This is a genomic window from Streptomyces sp. WM6386 (genome assembly GCF_000972385.1).
Classification (GTDB): Bacteria; Actinomycetota; Actinomycetes; order Streptomycetales; family Streptomycetaceae; genus Streptomyces.
Genome location: NZ_JXTE01000013.1, coordinates 24,717 through 45,487, shown reverse-complemented (window position 1 = coordinate 45,487; position 20,771 = coordinate 24,717). Strand labels below are relative to the sequence as shown.

The 20,771-nt window shown below is 69.9% G+C and carries 19 protein-coding genes; 9 read left to right on the top strand and 10 right to left on the bottom strand.

Annotated features, from left to right (window positions below):
• Window positions 1-60: 60 nt before the first annotated feature.
• The 6 genes from TN53_RS10555 to TN53_RS10530 form a co-directional block, all read right to left on the bottom strand.
• Window positions 61-1,506, bottom strand: coding sequence for an HAD-IA family hydrolase (locus TN53_RS10555; RefSeq protein WP_046258209.1), 1,446 nt, complete (start codon window positions 1,504-1,506; stop codon window positions 61-63).
• 26 nt (window positions 1,507-1,532) lie between these two features.
• A complete protein-coding gene (locus TN53_RS10550; protein ID WP_046258321.1) occupies window positions 1,533-2,510 on the bottom strand; it encodes a hydroxyacid dehydrogenase in 978 nt (325 codons plus the stop codon).
• Between the two features lie 80 nt (window positions 2,511-2,590).
• Window positions 2,591-3,514, bottom strand: coding sequence for a carbohydrate ABC transporter permease (locus tag TN53_RS10545; RefSeq protein WP_046258208.1), 924 nt, complete (start codon window positions 3,512-3,514; stop codon window positions 2,591-2,593).
• Window positions 3,511-4,335, bottom strand: a complete 825-nt coding sequence (locus TN53_RS10540) for a carbohydrate ABC transporter permease (protein WP_420719095.1) — start codon at window positions 4,333-4,335, stop codon at window positions 3,511-3,513. The genes TN53_RS10545 and TN53_RS10540 overlap by 4 nt, the downstream gene beginning before the upstream one ends.
• Window positions 4,336-4,744: 409 nt before the next feature.
• A complete protein-coding gene (locus tag TN53_RS10535) occupies window positions 4,745-6,052 on the bottom strand; it encodes an ABC transporter substrate-binding protein (protein ID WP_046258207.1) in 1,308 nt (435 codons plus the stop codon).
• Between the two features lie 135 nt (window positions 6,053-6,187).
• Entirely contained in the window at window positions 6,188-7,291 is a 1,104-nt protein-coding gene (locus tag TN53_RS10530) for a substrate-binding domain-containing protein (RefSeq protein WP_046258206.1), read from the bottom strand.
• Window positions 7,292-7,527: 236 nt separating this feature from the next.
• On the opposite strand from TN53_RS10530, the gene TN53_RS10525 reads away from it, so the two are divergent.
• Window positions 7,528-8,190: a TetR family transcriptional regulator gene (locus TN53_RS10525; RefSeq protein ID WP_046258205.1), complete on the top strand. Its 663-nt coding sequence runs from the start codon at window positions 7,528-7,530 to the stop codon at window positions 8,188-8,190.
• A 163-nt stretch (window positions 8,191-8,353) separates the two neighbouring features.
• Window positions 8,354-8,767 (top strand): Zn-ribbon domain-containing OB-fold protein, encoded by a 414-nt coding sequence (locus TN53_RS10520; protein ID WP_046258204.1) that lies wholly within the window; start codon window positions 8,354-8,356, stop codon window positions 8,765-8,767.
• Between the two features lie 69 nt (window positions 8,768-8,836).
• Here TN53_RS10520 and TN53_RS10515 read toward each other — a convergent pair whose 3' ends face one another.
• Window positions 8,837-10,180 (bottom strand): Gfo/Idh/MocA family protein, encoded by a 1,344-nt coding sequence (locus tag TN53_RS10515; protein ID WP_046258203.1) that lies wholly within the window; start codon window positions 10,178-10,180, stop codon window positions 8,837-8,839.
• Window positions 10,181-10,594: 414 nt separating this feature from the next.
• Between TN53_RS10515 and TN53_RS47220 the strand changes: the two genes are divergently transcribed.
• Entirely contained in the window at window positions 10,595-11,530 is a 936-nt protein-coding gene (locus TN53_RS47220; protein WP_159038111.1) for a hypothetical protein, read from the top strand.
• A 358-nt stretch (window positions 11,531-11,888) separates the two neighbouring features.
• Here TN53_RS47220 and TN53_RS10505 read toward each other — a convergent pair whose 3' ends face one another.
• The gene (locus TN53_RS10505) at window positions 11,889-12,269 is read right to left on the bottom strand and encodes a PPOX class F420-dependent oxidoreductase (protein ID WP_046258201.1); all 381 of its coding nucleotides are present in this window, start codon (window positions 12,267-12,269) and stop codon (window positions 11,889-11,891) included.
• Between the two features lie 119 nt (window positions 12,270-12,388).
• On the opposite strand from TN53_RS10505, the gene TN53_RS10500 reads away from it, so the two are divergent.
• From TN53_RS10500 to TN53_RS10490, 3 genes are all read left to right on the top strand, one after another.
• A complete protein-coding gene (locus TN53_RS10500; protein ID WP_046258319.1) occupies window positions 12,389-13,399 on the top strand; it encodes a hypothetical protein in 1,011 nt (336 codons plus the stop codon).
• A 60-nt stretch (window positions 13,400-13,459) separates the two neighbouring features.
• A complete protein-coding gene (locus TN53_RS10495) occupies window positions 13,460-14,278 on the top strand; it encodes an SAM-dependent methyltransferase (protein WP_046258200.1) in 819 nt (272 codons plus the stop codon).
• A 97-nt stretch (window positions 14,279-14,375) separates the two neighbouring features.
• Window positions 14,376-15,758, top strand: a complete 1,383-nt coding sequence (locus tag TN53_RS10490) for a S1 family peptidase (protein ID WP_046258199.1) — start codon at window positions 14,376-14,378, stop codon at window positions 15,756-15,758.
• Between the two features lie 101 nt (window positions 15,759-15,859).
• Here the strand turns inward: TN53_RS10490 and TN53_RS47790 are convergent, their stop codons facing one another.
• Both TN53_RS47790 and TN53_RS10485 read right to left on the bottom strand, forming a co-directional pair.
• Window positions 15,860-16,024, bottom strand: a complete 165-nt coding sequence (locus tag TN53_RS47790; RefSeq protein ID WP_199924550.1) for a hypothetical protein — start codon at window positions 16,022-16,024, stop codon at window positions 15,860-15,862.
• 137 nt (window positions 16,025-16,161) lie between these two features.
• Complete coding sequence (locus TN53_RS10485) at window positions 16,162-17,325, bottom strand: ROK family transcriptional regulator (protein WP_046258198.1); 1,164 nt, start codon at window positions 17,323-17,325, stop codon at window positions 16,162-16,164.
• Between the two features lie 170 nt (window positions 17,326-17,495).
• On the opposite strand from TN53_RS10485, the gene TN53_RS10480 reads away from it, so the two are divergent.
• From TN53_RS10480 to TN53_RS10470, 3 genes are read left to right on the top strand one after another with little or no spacing between them, the layout of a single operon-like run.
• On the top strand, window positions 17,496-18,461 hold the full coding sequence (locus TN53_RS10480; protein WP_046258197.1) for a carbohydrate ABC transporter permease: 966 nt from the start codon (window positions 17,496-17,498) through the stop codon (window positions 18,459-18,461).
• Between the two features lie 16 nt (window positions 18,462-18,477).
• The gene (locus tag TN53_RS10475) at window positions 18,478-19,410 is read left to right on the top strand and encodes a carbohydrate ABC transporter permease (RefSeq protein WP_046258196.1); all 933 of its coding nucleotides are present in this window, start codon (window positions 18,478-18,480) and stop codon (window positions 19,408-19,410) included.
• Between the two features lie 10 nt (window positions 19,411-19,420).
• Window positions 19,421-20,764 carry an ABC transporter substrate-binding protein gene (locus tag TN53_RS10470; RefSeq protein ID WP_199924548.1) on the top strand — a complete coding sequence of 448 codons (1,344 nt, stop codon included), beginning with the start codon at window positions 19,421-19,423 and terminating at the stop codon, window positions 20,762-20,764.
• Window positions 20,765-20,771: the final 7 nt, after the last annotated feature.

Below are 20,771 nucleotides of genomic sequence, written 5' to 3'. Positions count from 1 at the left end.
ACGCATTCGTCGAACAAAATTCCTACCTGCGAGATCATGTGAGGTCCGCGCTCTGTGCGGTCACAGTCCCGCCGTCCACAGTTCCCTGGGGCCGATCCCCTTCAGGTCGGGGAGCACGGTCCGCCGGGGCGCGGGATCGATCGGCGCGTACGAGGGGACGGCGAGCACCCGGCACCCCGCCGCCTCCGCTGCCCTCACGCCGGTCGGTGAGTCCTCCACCGCGAGGCAGGCCGCCGGGTCGACGCCGAGCGCGCGGGCCGCCGCGCGGTAGGGGTCCGAGGCGGGCTTGGTGCGAGGCGTCTCGCCTTCGGCGACCGTCGTACGGAAACGGTGGGCTCCCAGCACGCCGAGGACCGCGTCCACGACGGGACGCGAGGAGGCGGAGACCAGGGCCGCGGGGATGCCGGTCTCCGCGAGGAGGTCCAGGAGGTCGAGGGCGCCCGGCAGCGGGGTGACCTCCTGTTGTACGGCCGCCAGGAAGCGCGCCTCCAGGTCGGCGGCGAGGGCCCGCGGGTCGGCGTCGGCGCGGGTGCGCAGATGGGCGGCGGTGTCGGCGACCGAGCGGCCCAGGACGTGGGTCACGTCGACATCGGGTGCGGTCTCGCGGACCGTGCGCAGCCACAGCGACTCGGTGTCCACGAGGGTGCCGTCCATGTCGAGGAGGACGGCATGCGGGCGGGCGGCGAAGGGGCGGCCGTCCATCGACCAGTGCCGGTCCGGATGACGGCCGGCGGAGACCAGCGCCTGGACCGCGACATCCACGTGACGCACGACGGGCGGCGACGCGCCGATGCCCGGACCCGCCGCGACCAGCCACGCCGTGCGCTCCTCGGTCGTACGCCTGCCGTGACCGCCCGCGTCGACATGACCGTGGTCGGTGACGACGAGGACGGTCCAGCGCTCGTCGGCGTACGAAGGCCGGGAACGCACCGCCACCAGCAGTCGGCCGAGGCGGGCGTCGGCCTGTCGTATCGAGGTCTCGTACTCCTCGCCGCAGCCCAGGAAGTGCGCCGTCTCGTCGGGTGCGCCGAGATAGACGAACGACGCCCGCATGTCCTCCTCGGCGAGCACGTGCGTGGCCGCCGTGATGATCTGCTCGTCGCACTCCTCCCAGGCCGGCGGGGTGTCCTCGGTGGGTGCGATGTAGACGGATCGGGACGGGGCCCGGAAAAGGGGGCCGCCGCCGCGAACCTGCATCAGGGGCTGCCAGCCGGCGGCCACGAACGTGCGGCTGCCGTCCTTCTCGGCGAGGCGGGTGGTGAAGTCGGGGAAGACGTCGAGCCGGTGGCCGGTGAAGTTGTTGCTCCACACCCCGTGCTTGGCCACCGATACGCCGGTGACGACGGTCGCCCAGCACGGGCCCGACATGGTCGGGGTGTCCGCGTCCACCTCGATGGGGGTGAGGAAGCCGTCGGCTGCCAGGGCGTCGAGGTGCGGGGTGGGCAGGCGCCGCAGTACGTCGAGGCGTACGCCGTCGATGCCGACGACCAGAACACGATCCTGCACTGGATTTCCCTTCGGGTGTGGGGTGTTCAGGCCGAGCGCGACAGTTCCTCGGACCCGACCTCGTGGGCGAACGGCAAGCCTTGCGCGTATCGGGAGACCTCGTCGATGGCCCAGTCGGTCGTCCTGTGCAGCTCGTTGCCGAGGGAGCCGGCCATGTGCGGGGTGAGCAGCACGTTGGGCAGCGTGTACAGCGGCGAGTCGGCGGCAGGCACGTCCGGTTCCGTGACGTCGAGGACGGCGTGGACACGGCCGCTGACCAGGTGCCCGGTGAGGGCGGCGGTGTCGACGAGGGAGCCCCGCGCGGTGTTGATCAGCGTGGCGCCGTCCCTGAGGAGTGCGATGCGGCGGGCGTCGAACATGTGGCGCGTCTCGGGAAGTTGGGGCGCGTGGAGGGAGACCACGTCGCTGCGGCGGGCGAGTTCGTCGAGGCCGACCGGCTCCACTCCGAGGGCGTGGGCCCGCTGTTCGTCGACGTACGGGTCGTGCAGGAGTACGTCGAGGTCGTGCGGGCGCAGCAGCTCGATGACCCGGCGTCCGATGCGGGAGGCGCCGACGATGCCGACCGTGCGGTGGTAGTTGCCGTGACCGCTGAAGTACGGCAGCAGGTCGGGTTGGGCGCGGGCGGTGGCGTAGCCGCGGGCCACCTCGAGGACGCGTTTGTTCGCGAACAGGATGGCGGCCAGGGTGAATTCGGACACCGGCAGGGCGTTGGCGGCGGCCGCGGAGGAGACCGCGATGCCGCGTCGCCACACGGCGTCGGTGACATGGTGCTTGACCGAGCCGGCCGCGTGCACGACCGCGCGCAGCCGGGGCAGTCTCTGCAGGGCCTCCTCGGTGAGCTCCGGTGCGCCCCAGTGGGTGAAGAGGACCTCGGTCGCGGCGAGTTGGCGGGCGTCGGCGGTGGTCAGGTCGGTGACGACGGTGGCCGTGTCGACGTGGGCGACGGAGGCGAGCCGGTCGAGGCCGCCTTCGGTCAGGAGCCGCTGGTGGATGGTGGCGCCCATGGCGAGGAGGGTGTGCGGGCGGGGCAGGGCGGCCGGCGGGTGGATGGTGTTCAGGAGGGTGCCTTCCGGGGCGGGCAGCGTCACTTGACGGCGCCGGCGGTCAGGCCGGAGCGCCAGAAGCGCTGCAGGCAGACGAACGCGACGATCAGCGGGACGACGGCGACAAGGGAGCCCGTGATGACGAGCGAGTAGAACTCGGGCTGCTGGGCGGTGGTGCTGTTCCACATGAACAGACCCAGGTTGACCGGGTAGAGCTTGTCGTCGTTGAGCATGACGAGGGCACCGAAGAAGTTGTTCCAGCTCGCGGTGAACGAGAAGAGGAAGATCGTCATGAAGCCGGGGGCCAGCATGGGCAGGGAGATCCGCGCGAACATGCCCAGTTCGCCGGCTCCGTCGACCCGGGCCGCCTCCAGGACCTCGTTCGGTATGTAGCCCTCCGAGAAGACGCGGGCGAGATAGACGCCGAAGGGGTTGACGAGGGCGGGCAGGAGAAGCGCCCAGTACGTGTTGACGACGCCCGCCTTGGTGGCGAGGAGGTACATGGGCAGCTGGATGACCGTGCTGGGGACGAGGACGCCGCCGAGCACCAGGCCGAAGAGCTTCTCCTTGCCCTTGAAGTCGTACTTGTCGAAGGCGTAGCCGGTGGCGACGCACAGGAACGTGGACGCGGCGGAGCCGACCACGGAGTAGAGGACGCTGTTGCCGAACCAGCGCAGGTAGATGCCGTCGTTGAAGGTGAAGAGGTGCTCGAGGTTCGCGAAGAGGTTGAAGTCGCCGAAGGCGAAGCCGGAGGTGGCGAAGAGGTCGCGGTGGTTCTTGGTGGCGGCGAACAGGAGCCAGCTGACCGGCATGAGCGTGTAGAACGCGGCGACGAGCAGGATGCCGTTGACCGCGCCCTTGGACAGGAGGGTGCCCGCGGAGCTACGGCTGCGGGTGGGGGCGGGGGTGCGGTGATCCGCCTCGTGCCGGGTGTCGGGTGCGGTGTCGTGGGTGAGGGTGCTCATGACGTGGCCGCCTTCCACCGGTTGCCGAGCCGGGTGACGAGAGAGGAGAGGGCCACGCCGAGTGCGGCGAGCACCAGGGACGCGGCGGCGGCCAGACCGTAGTCGTGCTGTACGAAGCCGGCCTTCCAGATGAAGAGGGTGGGCGACCACTCGGTGTCGATGGAGGGCGCGCCCCGCTGGCCCAGGAGTTTCGGCTCGGTGAAGATCTGGATCGCGCCGACGCAGGTGAACAGAACGGTCATGACGACCGCGGAGGCGATCATCGGCACCTTGATCTGGAGGGCGGTGCGGAGGGCGCCGGCTCCGTCCACGACGGCCGCCTCGATCACTTCGCGCGGGACGGCCTGGAGGGCGGCGTAGAAGATGACCATGTTGTAGCCCATCCACTGCCAGGCACACAGGTTGACCATCGACGCGAGCACATGGTCGTTGCTGTAGAAGTCCCAGGACCCGCCGAGCGCGCCGATCCAGTCGATCACCGGGCTCAGGCCGGGGGTGTACAGATAGATCCAGATGATCGAAGCGATCAGTCCGGGGATGGCGTGCGGCAGGAACAGGGCGAGTTGGAAGAAGCGCTTGGCGCGGGCGAGGGCCGAGTCGACGAGGAGTGCGAGGGCGAGCGAGCCGCCGATCATCACCGGGATGTAGAGGGCGCAGTAGAGCGCGATGTGCGCGAAGCCGCTCCGGAACCCGGCGTCGCCCAGGGCGTTGGCATAGTTGGCGAAGCCGGCGAAGACGCGCTCGGTGCCGCCGAAGCCGAGTCCTGAGGACCGCTCCTGGAACAGGCTCATCCACACCGCGTAGCCGATGGGTGCCGCCATCACCGCGGCGAACAGGACGAAGAACGGAGCGATGAAGAGCGCGGCGGTACGACGCCGGCTGCGTCGCAGCTTCGAGACGCCCGGCGGCCGGCCCGGGGGCCGACGCACGGCCGACCGGCTCGCGGGTCGGGCGGAGGAGAGTGCCACGGGGGCTCCTTGACGGCGGGGTGGGTGGGGCTCGTGCGGGGTGCGGGCGAGTGGCCGGGGCGGTGGCCGGAGGGTCTGGTCGGTGGCGGAGGCGGCGGGGGCGTGGCGCCGGTGGGACACGGCGCCAGGCCTGACCGAGGTGCGTGAGGTGTGAAGCGGAGGGCGTTTCGGGTCCAGGTGCGGATCCGGCCCGTCGCGCGGCGCGTCCGGTGGGCGTCCCGTGCGGGGCGGCTGCGGATGCGGTCGCGGTCGCCCCGGCGCGCTACTTCGTGAGCTTGAGGCCGCGCTCCGTGATGCCGGACTCCGCCTTCTCCTGGCCCGCGTCGACTCCCGTCGTGAAGCCGGACTTGGCGGTGGCGTCCTGGACGGCGGTGTAGACGTCCATCTGGTTCGGGCCCCAGGTCCAGCCCGGCACGATGGTGTCGACCTGCTCGGAGGCGAGCGCGTAGAGGTCCTGGCCCTTCAGGTACGCGGTGTCGAACTTGGCAGCCGCCACCTCCCGCATCTCCGGGTTGGCCGGCAGGGCGCTGCTGGGCGACTCCAGGTCGGCGAGCCGGGCCTCGACGCCGGCCTTCTGCGTGGTGAGCCAGGTGATGAACTCGGCCGCGGCCTCGGCGTGGTCACTGCCCTTGAGGACACCGTAGGAGGTGCCGCCGTAGTTGCCGCTGGCGGCGGTGCCCCAGTTGGGCATCGGGGCGGCGGCCCACTTGCCGGCGAGGTCGGGCATCGAGGTCTTCATGCCGCCCGCGGACCAGGAGGCTCCGAGGAAGGAGAGGGTTTTGCCGGAGGCGCGGGCCTTGGTCTCCTCGGGGCTCCAGCCGGTGAAGGTCTGGACGAGGTCGTCCTTGACCAGACCGTCCCAGTAGGCGGCGACCTTCTTGGTGTCGGCGTCGTTCACGCCGGCCCGCCACGCGTCGCCCTCGGTGGCGAACCACTTGCCGCCGGCCTGCCAGGACAGCGCGGCCAGCAGTGCCGGGTCGCTCTTGGGCATGGAGGCCAGGCGGACGTTCTTGTCCTCCTTCTTGACCTTCTCCGCGACCGTCCTGAACTGGTCCCAGGTCCTGGGGACTTCGATGCCGTACTTCTCGAAGAGGTCGGTGCGGTAGTAGTACAGCTGCGGCGCGGCGTCGTACGGGACGGTCCAGGTCTTGCCGCCGAAGGTCACGAGGCTCTGGATGGACTCCGGGAACTTCGACTTGACCGTTTCACCGGCGTACTCGGTCAGATCGATCAGGTTCCCCTGGCTCGCGAACTCGGGGACCATCTGGTACTCGATCGTGGCCACGTCGGGCGCGTTGCCCGCCTTCACCGCGTTGGCCATCTTGCTGTAGCCCTCGGTGCCGCTCGGTATCTCGGTGAACTTGACCTGGACGTCCTTGTGGGTCCTGTTGAACGCCTCCACGGTCGACTTGGCGCCGAGTGTCCAGGTCCAGTAGTCCAGGGTGACCGGCTTGCCGTCGGACGCGGAGTCGGACGTGTCACCGTCGCCGCCGCAGGCGGTGGCGAACAGGCCCAGCGCTGCGACGGCGGCTACGGCGGCGGTGCGGAACGAACGTGAAGTGCGCGTCATGTACGGCTCCTACGAGACCTCGTACGGAAAGAGGCGGTCGGAGGACATCTTTTGTGCGCACACGATCGGAGTCAAGAGCGTTCGTGCAAGACAATCAAAACGATCGCGCAACGCTCATCGATCGATCGCTCAGCTTTAACTCGCCGAGGAATCGCCACCGCAGGACGAGCGGATCCTCAACTCCGGGAGCAGGTCGAGGTGTTGACGCGGACCCGGCCGCCGGCCGGCCTTCCGCTCCGCGACCCGCTGCAGCAGCAGCCTGGCGGCCTGCTCCCCCACCTCTCGCATGGGCGGGGCCACCGCGGTGAGCGGGACGTCGGCGAGGCCGGCAACCTCGTCCTCAAAGGCGATGAGCGCCAGATCGTCGGGCACCCGGATACCGCTTGCCTGGAGCCGGGGCACGAGCACGATCGCGTCCTCGTCGCTGTGCACGAGCGCCGCGGTGACGCCGCGCTTCTTCACCGCGTCGATCAGGTAATCGACGCTGGCCTCGTAGTCCCCGTGTTCGCGCACGCTGGGAGCACCCGCGTCGACGTCGAGACCCAGGGACTGCACGGCAGCCTGAAAACCGGCCGCGATCTGTGTGGCGTGCGGGCCCTCCTGCATCACGGCGGTGACCTTGCGGTGGCCGAGCGAGGCGAAATGGCCGACGGCGACAGCGGCACCGTGCGCACGGTCGGTACGCACCCGGTCGAGTCCGGCCGCCGGGTTGCCGGGCGGCGCCGAGCGCTCGACCAGCACCGCGGGCACGTTGTGTTCCAGCAGCCACTTCTCCTGACCGTCTGTGGGAACGCCGCCGAACCAGCTGGGCGAGACGAGCAGCCCCTGCGCCCCGCCGGAGACCAGGTGTTCGGCTTGCACTGCGTCCTCGGCGTCGACATACCCGGTCACCCCGAGGACGAGGCGGCCCCCTTGGGCGGCCACGGCCTCGCGAGCGGCGCGGACGACGTCGACGAAGACATAGTTGGTGGTCGGAACGATCATTCCGATCACGACACCCTCGGCACTCTCCGCCCGCTCCCGCTCCCGCTCCCGCACCTCCACCGCCCCCTCCCCCGGCCACACCACCGCACCATGCAGCCGCTGCACCCGGCCCTGCGCCGCCAGCGCCTCCACATCGCGCCGCAGGGTGACCGCGGAGACCCCGAGTTCGGCGGCCAGTTCGGCGACCCGGAGGCTGCCCCGCTGCCGGACTAGTTCGAGCACCCGCTCATGACGCTGGTCGACGTGCAGTCGCATGGAATCCCCCTGGGGCGAGGCCGGACGAACGATCTACGGGCCGACGCGGAGCGTGATCCCGAATCGCTCACTCTACGCCCACAATCGTATCGATCACTTCCGATCAATACGATCGATCGCTGGAACTCGCGGCACTCAGTTCCCCATGAGAGCGCACTAAGTGCTGTCCATGCCGCTTCGGTGTTACGTTCCCGTCCATGAGCGAGAAGACGGAAGCGGCCCCCACCAAGCCGCCCATGCGGGACGCCCTGATCGCAGCGGCTTTCCAGCTGTTCACGGAGCGGGGGTACGAGCAGACCACGGTCGACGACATCGTGTCGCTCGCCGGGGTCGGGCGACGCTCGTTCTTTCGCTACTTCCCCTCCAAGGAGGACGTGGTCTTCCCCGACCACGAGGGCTGCCTGGCCGACGTGACAGCCTTCCTCGCCGCCGGCGACGACGCGGACGAGCCGGTGCAGCGGGTCTGCGACGCGGTCCGGCTGGTGCTGCGGATGTACACGGAGAACCCGGCCTTCTCGGTGCAGCGCTATCGGCTCACCAAGCAGGTTCCCGGACTGCGCGCGTACGAGCTCTCCGTGGTGTGGCGCTACGAGCGCGCCTTCGCCGACTACCTCCGCGGACGGCTCGCCGGGCGGCGCGACGGGGCCCTGCAGGCCGACGTGGTCGCGGCGGCCGTCGCCGCGGCGCACAACAACGCGCTGCGCTCCTGGCTGCGCTCGGACGGTGAGGCCGACGTGAGTACGGAGATGGACCACGCGCTCGGGTACGTCGGGTCCGCGTTCGGCACACCGCCCTCCGATGCCGAGCACACCGAGGACCTCGTGGTCCTCGTCTCCCGGCGCGGGGTGCCCCTGTGGCGGGTCGTCCGGGAGATCGAGGCGACGCTCGGCGAGGACTGATCCCCAACTGGGCCCCCGACTGGTCCCTTGACGGGGACTGCCGAGAATTCAGGGTACGCAGTACCTTTACGGGCGGCACTCAGTGCCATACATTGATGGCGTGCACGGTGGCACAGCGAACCGGGCATGTGGGATTCCGCCCGAGCGCAGGGAGTTGACCAGCGTGTACCACCACTCAGCCAGCGTTGCCCGTCAGGGATTCGGCTCCGCAACGGGCCTGCTCGAACCCTCGGCCCCGGCATCCGACGCCATGCACTTCCAGCGCTGCACCTGGTGCGGCACCGCGATGTACCACCGGCTGCTCTGTCCGGTCTGCCAGGGCAGCGACCTGCGCACGGAGCGCAGCGAGGGCGTGGGGATCGTCCGTCACTCCTCGGTGGTGCACCGCAACACCCCCGCCGCGCGCAATGTGTCGATGATCGAGATGGCCGAGGGGTTCGTCGTGCGCGGCCGGGTCATGGGCCCGCTCATCGGCATCCACAGCGGGGACCGGGTGCGGCTGTCCGCGGCCAAGGACCCGGTGCGCGGCGAGCCCGTCTTCCAGTTGGTCGACGAGCCCTACCGCGCCTGGAGCTGACCGGCCGGGCCGCTCCACCGTTCCCGGTCGGATCTCCTGGTAGACACCCGACCCGCCTCGCGCATCAGCTCAGTCGTCCCACACTCCACGGATCAGCGCCCGCACGGCCACGGGCCGCCCCGTCTCGAAGCACCGGTTGGCGGCGAGCCCGACGGCCAGTGCGAGGGCCCCGTCGCGCTCCGTGGCCGTCGGATGCGCCTCCTCTCCCGTCACCGCGCCCGCGCCCACGGGACCGAAGAGCGCCTCCAGCATCCGCGGGTCTCCCCCACCGTGCGCCTCGTGCGCGGTGACGAGCGGCACCTCGACCGGCGGCTCCCACAGCGGCCGCAGGACGAGCCGCGCACCCCCGGCGTGCTCCGCGGCCGCGTCCCCGTGCACCGCTCCGGTGCCGGAGGTGATCCGCGTCGACGGCCGCTGCCAGCGGCTCTCCTCGACCTCGAGCTCCAGCCGCCCGGCGCTGCCGTTGAACATGACCCGGTAGCCCTCCCACGGGGAGTAGGCGGTGAGGTGGTACGTCATCGTCGCACCCCGCGTATAGCGCACCAGGACCGCCATGTCGTCCTCGATGGTGACGGGCTCGCCGAAGACATTGCGGTCCCGGACGTAGCCGTCGTCCTGCTCGGCGTCCAGGTACAGGGCGCGCAGTGTGTCGTCGGCCGCCAGGTCCAGGGCGAAGGGGTCGTCGGCGGCCGGCTCGGCGCCGTGGGCCCGCTCGTAGTCGCGGCGCAGCCCGTGGCGTTCGCCCGCCGCACTGCCGTAGAAGGCAAGTCGTCCGTAGCCGAAGACCTCGTGCGGTACGTCGGCGAGCCACCAGTTGACCAGGTCGAAGTGGTGGCCCGCCTTGTGCACCATCAGCCCGCCGCTGCTGAGCTTGTCCCGGTGCCAGCGGCGGAAGTAGTCGGCACCGTGGCGGGTGTCGAGGAGCCACTCGAAATGGACGGAGACGACCTCGCCGATCGCGCCCTCGGCGAGCAGGGCGCGCACCTTCTCGTGCACGGGGTTGAACCGGTAGTTGAAGGCGACGGCAAGGGAGTTGCCGGTCTCCCGGACGGTGTCCAGGATGCGGGCGCAGCGGTCCGCGTCGACGGTCATCGGCTTCTCGGTGACCACGCGGCAGCCCGCCTTCAGGGCGGGGACGATGTAGTGGTCGTGGGCGGCGTCGACGGTGGTGACGACGACCTCGTCGATGTCCTCCTTCGCCAGCAGGTCGGTGAAGCGCTCGGGTTCCCACTGGGTGGCGGCGCCTTCACCGGCCTCGGCCAGCAGCCGGTTGTGGAAGGCCATCCGGGTCGGGCTGGGATCGCACAGGGCGACGACCTGGTGGCCCGGGCGGGCGGCGAGGGCCCGGGTGTACATCTGGGCGCGGTGACCGGTGCCGACGACTGCCGCGCGGAGAAAGGGGGTTCGGCTCATTGTGGGGGCCTTTCCCGTCGTACGGCACGCCAGTCCTGTGCACGCTCCGCTGGCTTGATCACATCCCTCGGCCATCACCCGTCCCTCCTCACAGACAACCCACAGATGCTCCGCACCCCTCCTCTGTGACGCGAGAGGCTTTCCGGGACCGACGGGACGCCTGCGCTCTGGGTTTTGAGGAGTGAACCTTGATCCGTGCCCGGCGAATATGTGTGACCGCCGTGGCGGTTCTGGCGGCCCTGGCGCGCTCGCCCGGACCGGTACAGGGTGCTTACCAGTTGACCGATTGGCCTGGTCATCCTAGGTTCTTCTGGGCTTTGCAGGTGGGGCGCATGGGAGTGCGTAACCCGCACAGGGGTTTGGCCGTTGATGTGATCGTCGGGCCGGGCGTGGGTGTGTGAGGGAGTGGGTGGGGTGCGGCGCAGGGTTGTGGTGGGTGACGGGGAGGTGCAGCAGGTTGCGGCGGCCTGTGCCCGTGCGCTGCGGGGTGTGGATGCGGCGAGCGGGGAGCAGCTCGGCGAGGCGGCTTTGGTGGAGCGGGCCGGCTGGCTGACCGCTCTGGTCGAACGCCTCGCGGCCTGCGTGGTCCAGGAACACTGGAACGGGGCCGATCTGGCCCAGCTCGCCTCCGGCGTTGACCGCTTGGGGACCCGGTTGCCGTCGCAGGGGTGGATGGCGTTGCGGCGTCTGGGCTGGCCGGTGACCGTGCCGGAGGGGGTGTATGTGCCGGACCGGGTGGTGCGGATCGCGCAGGAGCAGGCCGGGCGGGTGCTGCGCTCGGCCTGGTGGCGGGCCGGGATCACCGCCGCACTCCTCGCGGCCTGGCCCGCCGACCCCGCCCGGCGCACCGGGGCCGAGTGGGAGGCGCTGCGCGCCGCACTGCCCGAGGGCGAGGCGGTGGCCGACGGTATGCTGCTGGCCCGCACCCGTCAGATCGCCGCGTTCCAGGCCCGTCACCAGGCCGCCGCCCGAGGGATCGCGGTAGTCATCGTCCCGCCCCGGGGGCACATCGAAGTACTGCCCCCGGTGCCTGACCGAATTCCGCCACCACAAAGCCCCAGGCGACCGGACGGCGGGCTAGGCCTGGGCGACCTGCCCGAACCAGGCGTGCGGGTACAGCACCGACCGGGACCACGCCGCCTGGCAGCGGATCGGCGCCCGCGGCCTGACCCACCAGCACAAGACCAGCCTCGACCGCACCAGCAACGCCTTCGTCATCCGCACGGTGGTCGAGGCCCTGGACCGCACCAGCACGGTCCAGCACCAGACCCGGGACCGCACCAAGAGCGGCCCCACAGCAAAACGCCCTGTGCCCGGGAAGCGGCGCAGGGTCCCCGCCCCACCCGATAACCGTGCCCCCACGGCACGGCCGGGTGGCAAGCGTCCGGCGGGGCGGCCCCCCACGCACCCGAAACGCCCCACCCAGGAGCGGACACGGCAGCAGGGACCGAACGCGATCGGCACCCCCGCACGGCCACACCGGCCGGACGGGGCCAGACTCGGGGCAGGCTTCCACCGTCACGCCCACACCACCGCCGTCCCAAGACGGCCATGGCCGAGTCACCCACCCGAGCGATCCCGAACACCCGGGACCGCCCAGGAAACCCAAGCCGATTAGAGACGCTCAACAGCCGCCCGATACGGGGACGTTGTGCGAGTGACGAAAACGGACGGTCGGTCCGTGCCCCCTGGCCGTGTTCTGCGTCCGTCACAGCGTGACGCGGATGCCGACCGTGCCGTTCGCGCCTCGGCGCAGTCGGCTGCCGAGGAGGCTGAGCCGGCCGACGATGCCGTACTTTCGGGCGAGGAGCCCGCGGTAACGGGCGGTGGTCTCGGCGTCGCAGATCTCGGCGGTGGCCCGGACCGGGTCGCCGGTCGGGTTGCCGCGCAGGTCGCACGGGCCGACGAGGACGTCGGCGCGGGCCCGGATCCGCTTGACCTTCCAGGAGTCGGCGACCGTCCACACGCCGAGGGTCTCCCCGTCGCGCACCACCCATACCGGGGTGGGAACCGGGCTGCCGTTCTTGCGGTAGCTGGTGATCAGCAGATACTTCCCGGCACCGAGCCGGTCCAGCTGCGTGTCGCTCATGGCGGGGAGTCTAGGCAGGGATCATCGGGCCGTTGCTTCCGGGGGCGCGAACAATTCGGTTCACCTCTGGTTTCGTCCGGGGGATGCTGGTGGTGACGCACCGGACAGGGGGCTTCTACGTGACCTGGAAACCTGGGGACGGCGTACGCGGCACGCTGGAGATCGTGTGCGACGAGTCGGGGTCGGACGGGGAGAACCTCACCGGCGGCAACACAGACGTGTTCTCGCACGGCAGTGTGTCCATGCCGACGGAGGTCGCCGCCGCGTACGTCCAGGAGGTCCGGGACCGGATCCGCTCGCCCGCCACCGAGTACAAGGCCAACCATCTGCTGCGGGAGAAGCACCGGGACGTCCTGGAGTGGCTGCTCTCGCCCTCGGGCCCGATCGACGGGCACGCCCATGTCCATCTCACCGAGAAGGCGTACTTCGTCGTGGACCGGGCCGTCGACCTGCTGCTCGGCGACGGGACTCAGGCGCTCGCGCTGTACCGGCTGGGGCGGCGGGAGTTCGGCGAGGAGCGGTGGCGGGACTTCCTCGACGCGGCCAACCGGCTGTTGCGGGTACGGGTCGACGGGGAGGCGGACGGTCCCGTCGACGGGTTCTTTCGCACGGTGGACGACCTGCGGAGCGCCCATCCCGGTACGGAGATCCTGGAGCGGCTCGCGGCGGCCCGGCCCCGCGCCGACGCCTACCGGGCGCGCCTGCTCCAAGGGCCGCCCCTGATCCCCGTACTCAATCCGCTGCTGCCCGCGATCGTGCACACGGTCGCGCACTGGAGCGCGGGCGGGCGCACCGTGCGGATGGTTCATGACCGGCAGAACATGCTCACCGAGCAGCGCATCGCGTGGATCGAGGAGCAGGCGGCGCGGGCCGGGATCGGGTTCGCCGGTCTGGAGCTGGCGCAGGCGCGCTGGGACCCGCGGATCCTGCTGGCCGACTTCCTCGCCGGGATCGCCCGCAAGCTGGCCTCCGACGAACTGAACGGGCGCGCGGACCCGGCGCTCATCGCGTTGTTGCGCCCCTTCGTGGGTCCGGCATCGGTGTGGGGCGACGCGCGCAGCCGGGCCTCGCTCACGGAAAATACGGAAAGTGCCGCAGCCCCCTCACCAAACATCAACTTTGCCGTTTAGATTGCCGGTTGACGTCGTACGCCAAGTACTCCACCAGGCATTCCAGGAGACCCGAGCCCTGTGACGGACGCCGAGGACCTCACCGCATCACTGCGCCGGCGGATCAACACGCTGCAGCCGCACACGGCGCGGATCTGGAACTACTGGCTGGGCGGCGGGGACTACTACGAAGTCGATCGCGCGGCGGGTGACCGGATCCGTGAACTGCACCCGGGCATCGGCGAGTACGCGCGCGCCGACCGGTCGTTCCTGGGGCGCGCGGTGCGGCATCTCGTCGCGGAGGCCGGGATCCGCCAGTTCCTCGACATCGGCACCGGGCTCCCCACCGCGGACAACACGCACGAGGTCGCCCAGCGCCTGGCACCGGAGTCACGGATCGTCTACGTCGACAACGACCCGCTGGTCCTGGTCCACGCCCGCGCCCTGCTCACCAGCACGTCCCAGGGGGCGACCGACCATCTCGACGAGGACCTGCGCAACGTGGAGCAGATTCTCCAACGGGCCGCCACCACCCTGGACTTCACGCGCCCGGTCGCCCTGCTGCTGCTCGGTGTGGTCATCTTCATCGACGACGAGGAGGACCCGTACGGCATCGTGCGACGGCTCATGGACGCGTTGCCGTCCGGCAGCCATCTCGTGCTGTCGCACACCGTCGTCCACTCGTCGATGCCGGACGTCGACGAGGCCGTGCGGTTCTGGAACGCGCACGGCACGCCCCGGCTGACGCAGCGCCCGCCCGAGGCGGTGGCCCGGTTCTTCGACGGACTCGACCTGCTGGAGCCGGGGGTGGTGTCGTGCTCGCGCTGGCGTCCCGAGCGCACGAACGGCGCCGAGCCGCAGCAGGTGGCCCTGTACGGCGGAGTGGGACGCAAGAGGTGAACGCAGACGCCTCGGGCCACGTATGACACGAGGGCGCTCGACTACCGGAGCGCCACGCGGTGTTGATGCCGTGCTGTTCGGGGTTCGGGAGCCATGCATGAGGCACGCACGACGACGGATGGTCCGGCGAGTGACACGGCTGGCCGCCGTCGGCGGACTCCTTCTGGGCTCGGTGATGGTCACGCGCGCCATGGCCAGCGAGTCCTCGGACGCCTCCGCCCTGCCGCGTACGACCGCGCAGTCGGCCTCCGCCATGGGCTCCGACCTGGTGTCGCGGCTCGGCACGTCCCGTACGGCGGGCTCCTGGATCGACTCCGAGGGCCGGCCGGTCGTCGCCGTCACCGACAAGGACACGGCCGCCCGGGTACGCGAGGCGGGCGCCACCGCGAAGGTGGTGCAGCACAGCATGGACGACCTCAAGTCGGCGACCGGCACGCTGCGTTCGGCGCCCCGGGTGGCCGGCACGTCCTGGGCCGTGGACTACCGGACCAACGAGGTGGTGGTACGGGCCGACAGCACCGTCTCGGCCGCCGACTGGTCCCGGATGACCGAACTGGCCGAGAACATCGGCGGTTTCGTCCGCATGGAGCGCACCGAGGGCACCTTCACGACCCGTGTCAACGGGGCGCAGCCGATCCTGTCGACCGGCGGGCGCTGCTCGGCGGGGTTCAACGTGACCAACGGGCAGAGCGACTTCATCCTCACCGCCGGGCACTGCGGCCCCACGGGCTCCGTCTGGTTCGCGGACAACCGGGGCCGGACGCAGATCGGCAAGACCATCGAGCAGAACTTCCCCGGCGCCGACTTCTCCCTCGTCCAGTACGACGGCGGGCGGGCGGGGGACGGCGCCGACGTGGTGGCGATCGGCGACGGCAACGGCGTACGGATCACGGGCGCGGCCGATCCGACCGTGGGGCAGCGGGTGTTCCGCAGCGGCAGTACGAGCGGACTGCGCGACGGTACGGTCACGGCGCTCAACGCGACGGTGAACTACCCCGAGGGCACGGTCACCGGGCTGATCGAGACGAATGTGTGCGCCGAACCCGGGGACAGCGGTGGGCCGATGTTCTCCGAGGGGATCGCGCTCGGTGTGACGTCCGGCGGGAGCGGTGACTGCACGACGGGCGGGACGACGTTCTTCCAGCCGGTGACGAAGGCGATGAGTGAGCTCGGGGTCCAGATGATCGTGTCGCAACAGCAGGCGGGGGCCGGACAGCAGGGTGTCTCGCCGGCGCCGTCCGCGGCGGCCACGCAGGGCGCGATCGCCCCCGGTGCGGCCTCGCCGGGATCCTCGGCTCCCGCTTCGGGCGTCGGCGCGACCACGCAGACGCTGCTGGCCCGGCTCACGGACACCCGGAACGTCGGTCCGGGGCTGTTGGTGGTCGGGGGCAGTCTGATCGCGCTGGTGGCGACGCGGTACATCCGCGCCGAGCAGGACCGCAAGGCATATCAGCGGTACTACTCGGCGACCTGGGGCTGAGGGGGCGGCCCCGGCGCCGGCCGGGGCAGGGGAAGGTGAAGGGGTCATGAAAAAGGCACCCGTGCGAGCGGGTGCCGTCGAGGGTCTGCCGAGTGGAGGCGTCAGTCCGACTGCGGGGCCGCGGCGGCCCACTCCAGGACGAGCCGCCGGTACTCCTCGCGCTGCTCGCCGCTCAGTGTCCCGCCCGACCGGAGCCACAGGGCCCTGATCTCCTCGTTGACCTCGTCAGCCGTCCTATCGAAGGCGGATTCAACAGTGGTGGACATGGTGTGAAGCATACGGCTACGGAGGTGAAGGCCGCGTGAGTAAGTACGAGTAATTCGGGCATTTCGGACCGTGTTGCTGATCACGTACATCTGTCAAGGCAGATCGGGCAGTTCGGGCGCCCCGACCGTGGCGGAGCTCACGCTTCCGCCGTACCCAGCACCAGCACCTGGATGGCCAGAACGGCCGCTCCGCGGGCCCAGTCGTGAAAGTCGGACACCTTGGTCTCCAGGTCGACGGGGGCGGCCAGCGGGTGCCGTCCGGCGCGGACGGCCTCGGACACGGACTTCCCGGCGACGTCCATCAGGCCGACGCCTTCGCCGGCGAGCAGGATCTTCTGCGGCATCGCGAAGTTGGAGATCTGCGCGACCAGGGTGCCGAGAGCGCGCGCGGCCTCGTCGATGACCCGGGCGGGCATGGGCTCGCCCGCGGCGGCGAGGGCGAGGATCTCCTCGTAGCTGTGGTCGCGGCCGGTTGCGGCGTGCACCTGGTAGCGGATGTTGGGGATGGTCAGGAACGAGACGGCACTGCCGCGTTCACCCTCGGGGGTGAGCGGACCGTTGGAGTTGACGATCCAGTGCCGGCCGAAGCCGCGGTCCTCCTCGGCGCAGGGCACCCGGCGCCCGCCCAGCACCAGTCCGTAGCCGAGTCCGGCGCCGATGGTGAGGACGACGAAGCGCTCGAGTCCGCGGCCGGCGCCGAACCAGGTCTCGGCCTCGACGAGGGCGGCGACGTCGTTCTCCAGCACGACCGGCAATCCCGTGCGCTCCTCGACCAGTTCGGCGAGCGGGACGTCCCTCCAGTGCAGGAACGGGGACTCCCCCACGACGGCGCGCCGCCGGACCAGGCCGCCCACCCCGATGCCGATGCCGGCCAGACGTGAGCCGTGCGCATGGGCGAGTTCGTCGGTCATCTCCGCGAGCAGATCGGCTACTTCGGCCGGGTCATGGGTGGCCAGGGGGCGGTCGTGGCGGGCCACGATGTCACTTCTGAGGGTGGTGACGACGCCGTAGACCATGTCGTCGGTGATCTTGAAGCCGATGAAGGAGCGGGACTCGGCGACGACGTCGAGCGGCTGCGAGGGGCGACCGGTACGCACCTCGGCAGGAGCTCCCGCTTCGGGGACCTCGATCAGCAGGCCCGACTCGATGAGGGGCTTGGTGAGCCGGGTGAGACTGCCCGCCGACAGGTCGAGGCGCCGGGCGAGCTCGGTACGCGAGAGCGGTCCGTTGACGAGCACCTCGATCGCCACCGAGCGTTCACCGGGGCTCAGTGGATGCCAGCTGGCGGCTACTGCGGTCATGCAGGTCAGTCTCCCCCATCAGATTTCTTTTGCCATGAAACCAATATGACCACTCTACGTCACTCAAGGTGGCCTGGAAAAGATGTTTGCACGCCTCTTGACGTCTGGATTCTTTCGCTACAAAAGTAAGTGCCCCGAGGACGAGCCGCCGTAGACGAGGGAGTCTCCCGATGACCATCGCCTCCAGCAGCCCCCCGTCGCGTCTGCCCATAGGCAGCGCCGAGGGGGCAGCGACAAAACCCAGGACGCGGAAGGCGCGGGCCCGCGAGGGCGGGGGCGACGGACGGCTCGCCGCGGTGTTCATCGCACCGGCCCTGCTGGGCTTCCTGGTCTTCCTGCTCTGGCCGACACTGCGGGGCATCTACCTGAGCTTCACCCGCTTCAACCTGCTGACCCCGGCGGAATGGGTGGGCCTCGACAACTACACGCGGATGGTCCACGACCCCATCTTCTGGGACTCGTTGAGGGTGACCGTCGAGTACGTGTTCATCAACATCGGCATCCAGACGGTCTCGGCGCTCGCGATAGCCGTCCTGCTGCAACGGCTGACACAGTCGGCGGTGCTGCGCGGGGTCGTGCTCACGCCGTATCTGATGTCCAACGTGGTCGCGGGCATCGTCTGGCTGTGGATCCTGGACACCCAGCTCGGCATCGGCAACGAGATCATCGCGGGCCTCGGTTTCGACCGCATCCCGTTCCTGGCCGACGAGACCTGGGCGGTCCCGACGATCGCCCTGATCAATGTGTGGCGGCACGTCGGGTACACCGCGCTGCTGCTGTTCGCGGGGCTCCAGGCCATTCCGAACGACATGTACGAGGCCGCGAAGGTGGACGGCGCGAGCGAGTGGCGGATGTTCTGGCGGATCACCATGCCGCTGCTGCGGCCGGTCCTGGCGGTCGTTCTGATCATGACCGTGATCGGGTCGTTCCAGGTGTTCGACACGGTCGCCGTGACGACCAACGGCGGTCCGGCGAACGCGACCAACGTGCTCCAGTTCTACATCTACGGCGCCGCGTTCGGCCGCTTCCAGTTCGGCTACGCCTCCGCGATGTCGGTGGCCCTGCTGGTCGTCCTGAGCGCGATCACCTTCCTGCAGTACCGGCTCACCCGGGCCGGCCAGACGGATCTCGGCTGAGAGGGGAGACACCGACATGACTGCTGTGACCGCACCGACCACACCTGCGGCGCCCCGTGTACGTCCTGTCCGACGCCGCCCGTCCCTGGGACGGGTCGTGGCCTGGGTGGCGATGGCCGCGATGATCCTCGTGACCCTGCTGCCGTTCTACTGGATCCTGCGCACCGCGCTGTCCTCGAACGCCGCCCTCGCTGCCCACCCCGGCGACCCGCTGCCGGTGGACTTCACCACCGGCGGCTTCGAGCGGGCGCTGGGCCTGCAGTCCACCGAGGAGGCGATCGCCCAGGGCGGCTCCGGCGGCGGACTGAAGTTCTGGCGCTATCTGATCAACTCGGTCGTCGTCTCGACCCTGATCACCGTCTGCCAGATCTTCTTCTCCGCCATGGCCGCCTACGCCTTCGCCCGGCTGCGGTGGCGCGGACGGGACAAGGTGTTCGGGCTGTTCCTGGCCGGTCTGATGGTCCCGGCCATCTTCACCCTGCTGCCGAACTTCGTTCTCATCAAACAACTCGGCCTGGTCGACAACCTGTTGGGCATCGCCCTGCCGACGATGTTCATGACGCCGTTCGCGGTGTTCTTCCTGCGCCAGTTCTTCATGAACGTGCCCCGGGAGGTCGAGGAGGCCGCCCTGCTCGACGGCGCCGGCAAGATCCGGATCTTCTTCCGGGTGATGCTGCCGATGGCGTCCACGCCGATCCTCACACTCGGGGTGCTGACGTACATCACCTCCTGGAACGACTACTTCTGGCCGCTGATGGTGTCCTACAGCGACAGCTCACGCGTGCTCACCGTGGCACTCGCCATCTTCCGGGCGCAGACCCCGCAGACCGGCTACGACTGGTCCGGCCTGATGGCGGCCACGCTCATCGCGGCCCTCCCGATGCTGGTCCTCTTCGGTGCGTTCGCGCGCCGCATCGTCAGCACCATCAGCTTCACCGGCGTCAAGTAAGGGGACTGGCATGCGAATTCGTACCGTAGTGGCGGCAACCGGAGCCCTGGCCCTGACCCTGGTGTCCGGGTGCGCGCAGGGCGGCGCTGCCGGGTCGGGCGCGAACACCGTGACGTACTGGCTGTGGGACGCCAACCAACTGCCCGCCTACCAGGCCTGTGCGAAGGGCTTCGAGAAGGAGAACCCGGGCCTGAACGTCAAGATCACGCAGATGGGCTGGGCCGACTACTGGACCAAGCTCACCGCGAGCTTCATCGCCGGCACGGAGCCGGACGTGTTCACCGACCACATCCAGAAGTTCGGCCAGTTCGCCGACCTCAAGGTGCTCGAACCGCTGGACGACCTCGGCATCGACGACTCCGCCTACCAGGCGGGCCTGGGCGCCAACTGGACGGGCCAGGACGGTCATCGCTACGGCGCTCCCAAGGACTGGGACACCGTCGCGCTCTTCTACAACCAGAAGATGGTCAAGGACGCCGGGCTCACGGCCGACGAGCTCAACACCCTCGCCTGGAACCCGCGGGACGGCGGCACCTTCGAGAAGACGATCGCGCATCTGACCGTCGACAAGAACGGCAAGCGCGGGGACGAGCCGGGCTTCGACAAGAACAACGTCAAGGTGTACGGCCTCGCCACGGGCGGCGCGGGCGACGGCGACGGGCAGACCACCTGGAGCCCGTTCGTCGAATCGGCGGGCTGGCACTACACGGACAAGGCGCGCTGGGGCAGCAAGTACCAGTACGACAGCAAGACCTTCCAGTCGGTGATCGACTGGTACTTCGGCCTGGCGAAGAAGGGCTATCTCGCCCCCTTCACCGACTACACCGACGGCGCCAACCCGGCCAACGCCCAGGTCGCCTCGGGCAGGGCGGCGGCCTCCTTCGACGGCGCCTGGATGATCTCGACGTACTACGGCACCAAGGGCCTGAAGGTCGGCACCGCCCCCACGCCGACCGGCCCGAGCGGCAAGCGGGCCACGATGATGAACGGCCTCGCCGACTCGGTCACCAAGAACGCCCGTAACAAGGAGGGCGCGAAGAAGTGGGTGCGGTACCTGGCCTCCGACGCGTGCCAGAAGACCGTCGGTGGCTACGGCATCGTCTTCCCGGCCACCCCGTCGGGCACCGAGGCCGCCGTGGCCGCGTACGAGAAGAAGGGCATCGACGTGTCCGCCTTCACCGAACCGGTCACCGACAAGAAGGACTCCACGACCTTCTCCTTCCCGATCACCGACTACGCGGCGGACGTCTACGCCCTCATGCGCCCGGCCATGCAGGACGTCTTCGCCAACGGGGCCCCCGTGAGCGGCCTGACCGAAACCAACGACCAGATCAACTTCATCCTCGGCCAGTGAAAGGCAC